This window comes from Planomonospora alba, assembly GCF_039534085.1.
GTDB lineage: Bacteria > Actinomycetota > Actinomycetes > Streptosporangiales > Streptosporangiaceae > Planomonospora_B > Planomonospora_B alba.
This window is the reverse complement of sequence record NZ_BAAAUT010000005.1, coordinates 180,913-189,769: the sequence shown is the minus strand read 5'-3', so window position 1 is coordinate 189,769 and position 8,857 is coordinate 180,913. Positions and strand designations below refer to the sequence as shown.

The window sequence follows — 8,857 nt, the reverse complement described above, 5'->3', positions numbered from 1 at the left end:
GGACGCCGCTCGCGCCGCCCGGCGGCCCGGCCGCCGCCTCAGCCGCCATCGCCGGCCAGCCGGTATCCGGCGCCGCGCACGGTCTGCAGCGCGTTGCGGGAGAAGGGCGCGTCGATCTTGCGGCGCAGGTAGCCGACGTAGACCTCGACCACGTTCGGGTCGGTGTCGAAGGTGTCCCAGACGTGCTCGAGGATCTCGGCCTTCGAGACCACCTCGTCGTGCCGGCGGAGCAGGTACTCCAGGAGCGCGAACTCCCGGGGCGTCAGCTCCACCGGCGTCCGGCCCCGGAAGACCTTGCGCCGGGCGGGGTCCAGCGACAGGTCCCCGGCCCGCAGCACGGCGGGCCGCCGGGCCGCGCCGCGCCGCAGCAGCGCGCGCAGCCGCGCCACGAGCACCACGTAGGAGAACGGCTTGGTGAGGTAGTCGTCGGCGCCGAGGTCCAGCCCGTCGGCCATGTCGTACTCGCCGTCCTTGGCCGACAGCATCAGGATCGGCACCCAGTTCTCCTCGGCCCGCAGCTGCTTGCAGACGTTGTAGCCGGAGAGCCGGGGCAGCATGATGTCCAGCACGAGCACGTCGTAGTCGCCCTGCCGGGCCAGGTGGAGGCCCTCCTCGCCGTCGTGCGCGAGGTCGACCGCGAACCCCTCGGCCTGCAGCCCGCGCTGGAGCGCCGCGGCCATCCGCCGCTCGTCCTCCACGACGAGAACCCGCATCCCTGCCTCCTTCACCCTCGCCCCCATCTTCGGCCAGCGCGCCTGAGAGGCGGCTGAGAACCCTGTGGACGCTCTCAGCCCGTCTCAGCTCCCGCACAGGACCGGCGGCGCAGGCTGCTGGTGAAGACACCGACGCCATACCGTAAAGGAGTGACATGTCTGAGAGAACACGCCGCCGGGGGCGCGTCGTGAGGTGGGGTGTGCCGGTCGCCGCGGTCGCGCTGGTCGCGGGGGCGGTCGGCGCGGGCCCGGTCATCGCCGCGGTCCAGGGAGACCCGGCGCTGCCCGAGCGCACCGCCGAGCAGCTCCTCGCCGACGCCGTCCGGGCGGCCCGGTCCGACCCGCGGCCGATGTCCGGCACCCTGATGCAGACCTCCTCCTTCGGCATCCCGGGGCTGCCGCAGGTGTCGGGGGCGGGCGGCAGCTCGCCCGGCGCCCTGCTCGCCGGCTCCCACGAGCTCAAGGTCTGGTACGGCGGAGCCGACCGGATCCGCCTGGCGCTGCCCGGCCGGATGAGCGAGACCGACCTGGTCGTCGACGGCGACCGGGTGTGGCTCTGGGAGAGCGGGACCAACACGGCCACCCGCATCACGGCCGGCCGCGAGGACCTGGCCGGGCACGGGCGGGCCCCCGGGGACAGGGCGGCCGAGGCCCTGCCCACGGCGGCCACGCCGCAGCAGATCGCCCGCGAGGTGCTGGAGCGGGCCGACGCCGACACGGCGATCAGCGTGACCGGCGACGAGAAGGTCGCCGGGCGCGACGCCTACCAGCTCACCCTCGCGCCCAAGGACGAGGCGTCCCTGGTGCGGGAGATCAGGCTGGCGCTCGACGGCGAGACCCTGGTCCCGCTCCGCATCCAGGTCTACGCCGAGGGGTCGGCCGAACCGGCCTTCGAGGTCGGCTTCACCACGGTCACCTTCAGCCCGCCCGCCCCGGAGAACTTCGCCTTCACCCCGCCGCCCGGCGCGAAGGTCCAGGAGAAGGCGCTGGCGGACCTCGTCCCCGGCCCGGTCGGAGGGCAGGAGAAGGGGGAGGAGCTCGCGGACGGGGCCGAGGTCGTCGGCGAGGGCTGGACGGCGGTCGCCGTGCTGCCCTTCTCCGAGAAGGACCTGCGCGGGCTCGCCTCGCAGAAGGGACAGGGGGCCGGGTCCGCCGACGCCGGGGCCGCCGAGGCCGCCGTCGAGTCCCTGCTGAAGTCGGCCGAGCGGGTCGACGGGGCGTGGGGCGGCGGCAGGATCGTCCGGACCAAGCTCGTCTCCGCGCTGCTCACCGACGACGGACGCCTGCTCGTCGGGGCGGTCACCCCCGAGCGGCTCGTCGAGGTGGCCGGGCAGAAGTGATCGCCACCCGCGGGGGCGCCCGCCCGGGCGCCCCCGCCCCCCGCCCGACCGGACGAGCGAAGGAGCGCCCGTGACGACCGTCCGCACCGATCCCCGGACCGGCCGCGCCGGCCGGGCCGAGCCCGAGCCCGGGAGCGGGACCGAGCCCGAGCCCGGGAGCGGGGCCGGCCGCACCGGTTCCGTGACCGGCCCGGCCGGCGAGCCGTCCCCGCCGCCCGCCGGCGGTCCGCCGCCGGGGGAGCACGCGATCGTCACCCGGGGACTGACCAAGCGCTTCCGCGGCGGCCAGGTGGCGGTGGACCGCCTCGACCTGGCCGTGCCGCGCGGCTCGGTCTTCGGCTTCCTCGGCCCGAACGGGTCGGGGAAGACCACGACGATCCGCATGCTGCTCGGCCTCGTCGAACCGACCGCGGGGAGCTGCGAGCTGCTCGGCGCGCCGGTGCCGGCGCGGGCCGCGGCCGTCCTGCCCCGGGTGGGGGCGCTGGTCGAGGGGCCGGCGTTCTACCCCTACCTGTCGGGCGAGGCGAACCTGCGCCGCTACGACGCCGCCGATCCGGCGGCCGACCCCCGCACCGCCGCGAGCCGGATCGGGCTCGCGCTGGAGCGGGTCGGGCTGGGCGCGGCGGCGGGCAAGCGCTACCGCGCCTACTCGCTGGGCATGCGCCAGCGGCTGGCCATCGCCGCCGCGCTGCTCGGCCCCAGGGAACTGCTGATCCTCGACGAGCCGACCAACGGCCTGGACCCGCAGGGCACCCGCGAGGTGCGCGCCCTGGTGTCGGAGATCGCCGCCGCCGGGACGACCGTCTTCGTCTCCTCCCACCTGCTGGCCGAGATCGAGCAGATGTGCACCCACGTCGGGGTGATGCGCGCCGGCCGGCTGGTCGCCGCGGGGTCGCTCGCCGGGCTGCGCGCGGGCGACCGGCCCCGGATCCGGGTGGAGACGCCGGACGGCGCCGCGGCGGCCGCCGTCCTGGAGGGGCTCGGGCTGGCGGGCGTCCGGGCCGGGCGGGGGGAGGCCGGAGCCGAACTGGGCGAGGTGCCCCCCGAGCGGGTCACCGCCGCCCTGGTGGCGGGCGGAGTCGCGGTGCGCGGGCTGGCCGTGCACCGGCCGAGCCTGGAGGACGTGTTCGTGGAGCTGACCGGGGAGGGTTTCGATGTCGACGGTTGACACGCCGCGGGCGGCGCCGTCCGCGGCGCCGGGCGCGGACGGCCCGGACCCGCGCCCGGCACCGGGGACGGGCCCGGAGCGGGGCCAGGGGACGGCGGCGGGCCCGGGCGCCGGGGGACGGCCGGGCGCGGTGCGGGCGTGGTGGCGGCTGCTCGCCTCGGAGACCGGACTGGTCTTCCGGCGGCCGCGCAACCTCGCCATGCTGGCCGTCCTGGCCGTGGTCCCGGTGCTGGTCGGCATCGCGCTGCGGCTGTTCGGCGGCCCCGACGAGGCCGGGGCCGGTCCGGGAAGCGCGATCTTCGCCCAGGTCACCGGGAACGGGGTGTTCCTGACCTTCGCCGCGCTGGCCCTCCTGGTGCAGCTGATGCTGCCCGTGGCCGTCGCGGTGGTCGCCGGCGACGCCGTCGCCGGGGAGGCGGGCGGCGGCACGCTGCGCTACCTGCTCACCGCCCCGGCGGGCCGGACCAGGCTGCTGTCCGTCAAGTACGCGGGCGCGGTGCTGTTCGCCTCCGCGGCGGTCGGCGCGGTCGCTCTGTCCGGCCTGCTCACCGGACTGGTGCTGTTCCCGGCCGGGCCGGTCACCCTGCTGTCGGGGACGACGATCCCGTTCACCGAGGGGGTGCTCAGGATCGGTCTCGTCGTCCTCTACGCCACGGCGGGCATGGCCGCCCTGGCGGCCGTCGCGCTGGCGCTGTCCACGCTGACCGAGGTGGCCGTCGGCGCGATCGCCGCCACCGTGGTGCTGGTCATCGCCTGCCAGGTCCTGGGCGTGATCCCGCAGCTGTCGGCGCTCCAGCCGTACCTGCTGACGCACTGGTGGGCCGGGTTCGACGGGGTGCTGCGCGATCCGGTGGCCGTCGCCGACATGGGACAGGGCCTGCTGGTCTTCGCCGCCTACATCGCGGTCTCCGGCTCGTTCGCCTGGGCCCGCTTCACGAGCCGGGACGTCACCGCCTGACGGCCGTACGGCTTCGCGAGCCGGGGCGTCACGGCCTGACGGCCGTACGGCTCCCGCGGCGCAGCCCGGCCAGGCCTGCCGCCAGTCCGGCCAGGCCGGCGAGCAGCCCGGCGCCGCCGAGCAGGCGGGCGGTGCCGTCGGAGGATCCGGAGGCGTCCCGTCCGGCCGCGGCCGGCGCGGCCGACGGCGCGGCCTGCGCCGGGGCGGCCGAGGCGGAGGGGGCGGCGCCGTGCCCGTCGCCCCCGGTGGCCGGGGTGAGACTCAGGACCGGGGCGGGGTGCTCGGGCTCGGAGCCGTCGGAGGCGGGCTCGTCGTCCCACTTCACCACCTCGCCGCCGCTGTAGGTCTGGGTGGCGGGGAAGACCAGCCGGTCGGTGCCGGTGGGCAGCCTGCCCATCGACACCTCGAACTCCTGGAACTGGCCGGGCTCGATCTTGCCTCCCGACCAGGTGATCTTCGTGACGGCCTCGGTCAGCTCGCCGTACTCGGTGGTGACCGGATCGGGCAGCTCGCCCTCGGTCACCTCGACCTTCCAACCGGGCACCGGCTTGACGGAGACGAACGCCAGCGGGTGGTCGGCGGGGAAGGCGACCTCGACCTTGGTGGTCGAGGCGTCGTCCCGCTCGTTCGGCACCCGGAAGGCGACCTTGGTGAAGCCGCCCTGCTGGGCGCTGCCGGGGTTGATCGTGACGTGTGCGAGGGCGGGCGCGGACAGGCCGAGGGTGAGCGCGGCGGCACCGGCGGTGACGGCCAGGGCGCGGCGGGCGGCGGAAAACGACATGGGAGGTCTCCACTTCGGGAGGATGCCGGAAAAGGGCGGGGGACCGCTCGGGTGCGGGTCCGGTGCGGACCGCCCGGGCGGCGGTCCGTCTCAGGCGGCGGGAAGCGGAGGACCGCGCCGGGTGACGGCGTGACGGAGCAGGCCCCGGCCGGGGGCGGGCGTCCGGGGCGGCCGGGGCGGAGTGGTGGCCGGGGGCGGCACCCCCGGCCACCGGACAGGGGGAACCGGTACGGCATGCCGGAAGCGGAGGACATCTGCCGCTTCGCGGCTTTTGTGGCTATGGTTGCCGCCACCGGAGAACTCGAGGCCGAGGCGGTGGGGATGCGGCACGTCGTCGGGCTGCTCGTCGGACTGGTGACGACGGCGGTCCTGCTGCTCGGCGCGGGATGGACGGTGGCCGAGGCGGGACTCGTGATCCAACCCGGCGGAGGCGTCGCGGCCCTCCCGGCGGACGAGCGGCGGACCTGGACGGTCCTCGCGGTGATGGCCGGGACCGGCCTGCTGCTCGGACTGGTGGCCGCCGGCCGGGTCTCCCCGCTGGCCGCCTTCGTCCCTTCGGTGACCCTGCTCGCCTGGACCGTGGTCTACGCCCTCGACTCCGGCCGCGCCCTGGGGTTCGTGCCCGACACCCCCTCCTTCCACCAGGCGCTCCTGCAGTCCGGCCGCGGCATGACCGTCCTGCTCACCACCGGTGTCTACGCGCTGCTGGGCGTCGCGCTCTTCGTGCCCGTCCTGCTGCCCTCCCGCTGGCGCGGGCCCGGCGGCGACGAGGGCGAGGAGGACGACGACGAGTCGTACTGGTCGGCGAGGGAGGACTGAGCCTCCGGCGACCGGGCCGACGGCTCAGTTCTGCGGATCGGGGCGCGCGGCGGCCCCAGCCGCCGCCGGGCCCGCCCCCGGCGTCCGCCGGGGGCCCGCCCGGCGCGCTGCCGCCCTCGACTCCGGCGTCGTCGTCCTCACCTACCGGCCGACCGGCGCCTGAACCGCGGCGCGGCCCCCCGGTTCCGCCGGAACGCGCGTCCCGTACTTCAGGCCGGTCCGGAGCGGCGCGGGCTCTCGTACGATGACGAGGTGCTCGCCGCTCTTCGTTCCCTGTGGGACGAACCCCGTCCCCCCGCCCCTCCGCCGCGGGTGTGGCGCGACTGGGTGCTCGTGGGGGTGCTCGTGCCGGCCGCCGTGCTCGAGGGGCTCCTGCGGCCGGATCTCCCGTGGCGGGTCGCCTCGGTGGTCGTCACCGCCGGACTGGTGCCCACGCTGCTGTGGCGCCGGACCCGGCCGCTGCTCATGGTCGTGGTCTGCTTCGCCGTCACGGGCCTGGCCCCGCTGCTGACGGGCCAGCCGCCCGCGGAGATGTACACGATGGCGTACCAGATGATCCTGCCGTACGCGCTGTTCCGGTGGGGGTCCGGGCGCGAGGCCGTGACCGGGCTCGCGATCATGATCGTCTCGGCCTCCTTCCCGCTGGTCACCGGCCGCGCCCCCGGCACCGACGCGATCGGCGCGTTCACCGTCCTGTCCGCGGTCGTCGCCCTGGGCGGGGCGCTCCGGTACCGGGCCAGGGCGAGGGCGCGCGAGCTGGACCAGGCCAAGCTGCTCGAACGCGAACAGCTCGCCCGCGACCTGCACGACACCGTCGCCCACCATGTCTCGGCGATGGCGGTGCGCGCCCAGGCGGGCCTCGCCGTCGCGGGGTCACGGCCGGACGCCGCGACCGAGGCGCTGCGCGTGATCGAGGAGGAGGCGGCGCGCGCGCTCGACGAGATGCACGCCCTGGTCCGCGTCCTGCGCCGGGACCGGCCGGACGAGCCGGCGGACCTGGTCCCCGGCCGGCGCATCGCCGACATCGTCCGGCTCGCGGGCCGGACCCGCTCCGGCCCCTCCGTCGACGTGGAGATCTCGGGCGACCTCGACGGCCTCCCCCCGTCGGTCGAGGCCGCGGTCTACCGCCTCGCCCAGGAGTCGATCACCAACGCCGTACGGCACGCACGCCACGCCACCCGCGTCGAGGTCCGCGTCACCGCCGACGACACCTCGGTGCACCTGCGCGTGAGCGACGACGGCGACGGCGGTCTCATCCGCCCGGCCGCGTCACCGGGATACGGGATCATCGGCATGATCGAGCGCGCCCACCTGCTCCGCGGCACCTGCGTGGCCGGGCCCGGCCCGGACCGGGGCTGGACCGTGAGCGCCGTGCTGCCCCGGACCGGGGCGGCGACGTGAGCGTCCGGGTGGTCGTCGCCGACGACCAGGAGATCGTCCGCACCGGGCTCACGATGATCCTCGACGCCCAGCCGGGCATCGAGGTCGTCGGCGAGGCAGCCGACGGCCGCCGGGCCGTCGAGCTGGCCCGGCGGCTCCGCCCCGACGTGTGCCTGTTCGACATCCGCATGCCCGGTCTCGACGGCATCGCGGCCACCCGCGCCCTGGCCGGGCCCGACGTCGCCGACCCCCTCGCCGTCGTCGTCATCACCACGTTCGACCTCGACGAGTACGTCTACGCGGCGCTGAGGGCCGGTGCCCGGGGCTTCCTGCTCAAGAACGCCGGCGCCGCCCTGCTCTCCCAGGCGGTCCACGCCGCGGCCGGCGGTGAGGCGCTCATCGCCCCGAGCGTCACCGCGCGCCTGCTCAGGACCTTCGCCCGCACGGGGCCGGGATCGGCCCCGGCGCAGCCCATCGAGGCGCTCACCGGCCGGGAGGAGGAGATCCTCGCCGCCGTGGCACGCGGGCGGACCAACAACGAGATCGCCGGAGAGCTCCACATCTCCCTCAGCACCGTCAAGTCCCACATCGCCAGCCTGATGGCCAAGCTGGGCGCCCGCAACCGCGTCGAGATCGCCATCTGGGCGTACGAGACGGGCCGCGTCAGGAGCTGAGCCGACCGCGCCGGGCCGCCGGGCGCCTGCGGACGGCCCACTCGGCCACGACGACGTTGATCACCCAGCCGGCGGCCATGAGCAGCGCGGTGGCGACCTCGCCGGGAGTCCCGAAGACCAGGGACCACGGCAGGAGGGTCAGCACCTGCGTGCCCGCGCCCAGGCCTATCGCGTAACCCCGGATCATCCAGGCGCGGTGGCCGGCGACGTCCCGGCGCCGGATCGCGGCGAAGCCGAGGACGATGGACAGGGCCATGGCCGTGCCGGCCACGAGCCGGACGCCGGACAGGAGATCGCTGCCACCGGCGGGATGGGGATACGACACCGTCATCCACAGCCCCGTGAGCGCCGCGAGGAGTCCCGACGGGACCAGGACCCGACCGGCGGCCCGGTGCCGGCCGGGCCGCCGGCGGCGGAACCGCGAGGCGAACTGGAAGGCCCCCAGGACGCTGTAGACGCTGACGCTGACGATGTGCAGCACCACGGGCACGGGCGCCGCGAAGAACCGCGCGTTCTCCGGTGTGATCTCCGCGCCGCCGGTCAGCTCGGACAGGCGGGCGGCTCCGGCGATCACGGGCACGGCGCTGAGCACGAGCAGTGCGGCGGGGACGAGCCGGTCCGCCGCGGAGGAGGCCGCGGAGGAGGCCGCTGCGGAGGCCGCTGCGGAGGTCGCCGTGGAGGTCACTGCGGAGGTCACTGCGGAGGCCCCGCCGGAGGCCGCCGCCGGGTTCCGGCCGTCCGCCGGTCGGCGGCGGCGCGGTGACCGCGGGAAGGGCTGGAGGGGCGGCTGGAGGGGCGCGGTGCGGTCCGCCGGGCTCTCGTCGGTCATGACCCGATCGTGGCCGCCGGAGCGAGGGCGGTTCATCGCCGGAACGGTCCGATCCGGACTGGCCGATCATCCACCGTTCGGGCGTACTTTCGGCTGATGAGCCCGCTGTCCGGGACTTCTACGCTGAGCCTGCGCGGCTCGGGACACGCCCGTCGCCGTCCGGCCGGAGACGCCGCGGGCGCGGCCACGGCGCCG

General features: G+C 76.2%; 9 protein-coding genes. 6 read left to right on the top strand and 3 right to left on the bottom strand.

The features are described 5' to 3' along the window. Positions 1-38: 38 nt before the first annotated feature. Positions 39-713 (bottom strand): response regulator transcription factor, encoded by a 675-nt coding sequence (locus ABD823_RS04645; protein WP_344856246.1) that lies wholly within the window; start codon positions 711-713, stop codon positions 39-41. Positions 714-868: 155 nt separating this feature from the next. Here ABD823_RS04645 and ABD823_RS04640 point away from each other — a divergent pair, with 155 nt between their 5' ends. From ABD823_RS04640 to ABD823_RS04630, 3 genes are all read left to right on the top strand, one after another. Further along, a complete protein-coding gene (locus ABD823_RS04640; protein ID WP_344856244.1) occupies positions 869-2,053 on the top strand; it encodes a LolA family protein in 1,185 nt (394 codons plus the stop codon). A 70-nt stretch (positions 2,054-2,123) separates the two neighbouring features. Next, positions 2,124-3,221, top strand: coding sequence for an ABC transporter ATP-binding protein (locus ABD823_RS04635; RefSeq protein ID WP_344856242.1), 1,098 nt, complete (start codon positions 2,124-2,126; stop codon positions 3,219-3,221). Continuing rightward, a complete protein-coding gene (locus tag ABD823_RS04630) occupies positions 3,208-4,179 on the top strand; it encodes an ABC transporter permease (protein WP_344856240.1) in 972 nt (323 codons plus the stop codon). The genes ABD823_RS04635 and ABD823_RS04630 overlap by 14 nt, the downstream gene beginning before the upstream one ends. A 28-nt stretch (positions 4,180-4,207) precedes the next feature. Here the strand turns inward: ABD823_RS04630 and ABD823_RS04625 are convergent, their stop codons facing one another. Further along, positions 4,208-4,960: a YcnI family copper-binding membrane protein gene (locus ABD823_RS04625; RefSeq protein WP_344856238.1), complete on the bottom strand. Its 753-nt coding sequence runs from the start codon at positions 4,958-4,960 to the stop codon at positions 4,208-4,210. A 279-nt stretch (positions 4,961-5,239) separates the two neighbouring features. Between ABD823_RS04625 and ABD823_RS04620 the strand changes: the two genes are divergently transcribed. The 3 genes from ABD823_RS04620 to ABD823_RS04610 all read left to right on the top strand — a co-directional run bounded on the left by ABD823_RS04620 (position 5,240) and on the right by ABD823_RS04610 (position 7,833). Continuing rightward, positions 5,240-5,779, top strand: a complete 540-nt coding sequence (locus tag ABD823_RS04620; RefSeq protein WP_344856236.1) for a hypothetical protein — start codon at positions 5,240-5,242, stop codon at positions 5,777-5,779. Between the two features lie 252 nt (positions 5,780-6,031). Beyond that, positions 6,032-7,180 carry a sensor histidine kinase gene (locus tag ABD823_RS04615; protein ID WP_344856234.1) on the top strand — a complete coding sequence of 383 codons (1,149 nt, stop codon included), beginning with the start codon at positions 6,032-6,034 and terminating at the stop codon, positions 7,178-7,180. Continuing rightward, on the top strand, positions 7,177-7,833 hold the full coding sequence (locus ABD823_RS04610; RefSeq protein ID WP_344856232.1) for a response regulator: 657 nt from the start codon (positions 7,177-7,179) through the stop codon (positions 7,831-7,833). The genes ABD823_RS04615 and ABD823_RS04610 overlap by 4 nt, the downstream gene beginning before the upstream one ends. On the opposite strand, the gene ABD823_RS04605 is transcribed toward ABD823_RS04610, so the two are convergent. Then, positions 7,823-8,530, bottom strand: coding sequence for a DUF2306 domain-containing protein (locus ABD823_RS04605; protein ID WP_344856230.1), 708 nt, complete (start codon positions 8,528-8,530; stop codon positions 7,823-7,825). The two genes, ABD823_RS04610 and ABD823_RS04605, sit on opposite strands and share 11 nt — an antisense overlap. Between the last annotated feature and the right edge of the window lie 327 nt (positions 8,531-8,857).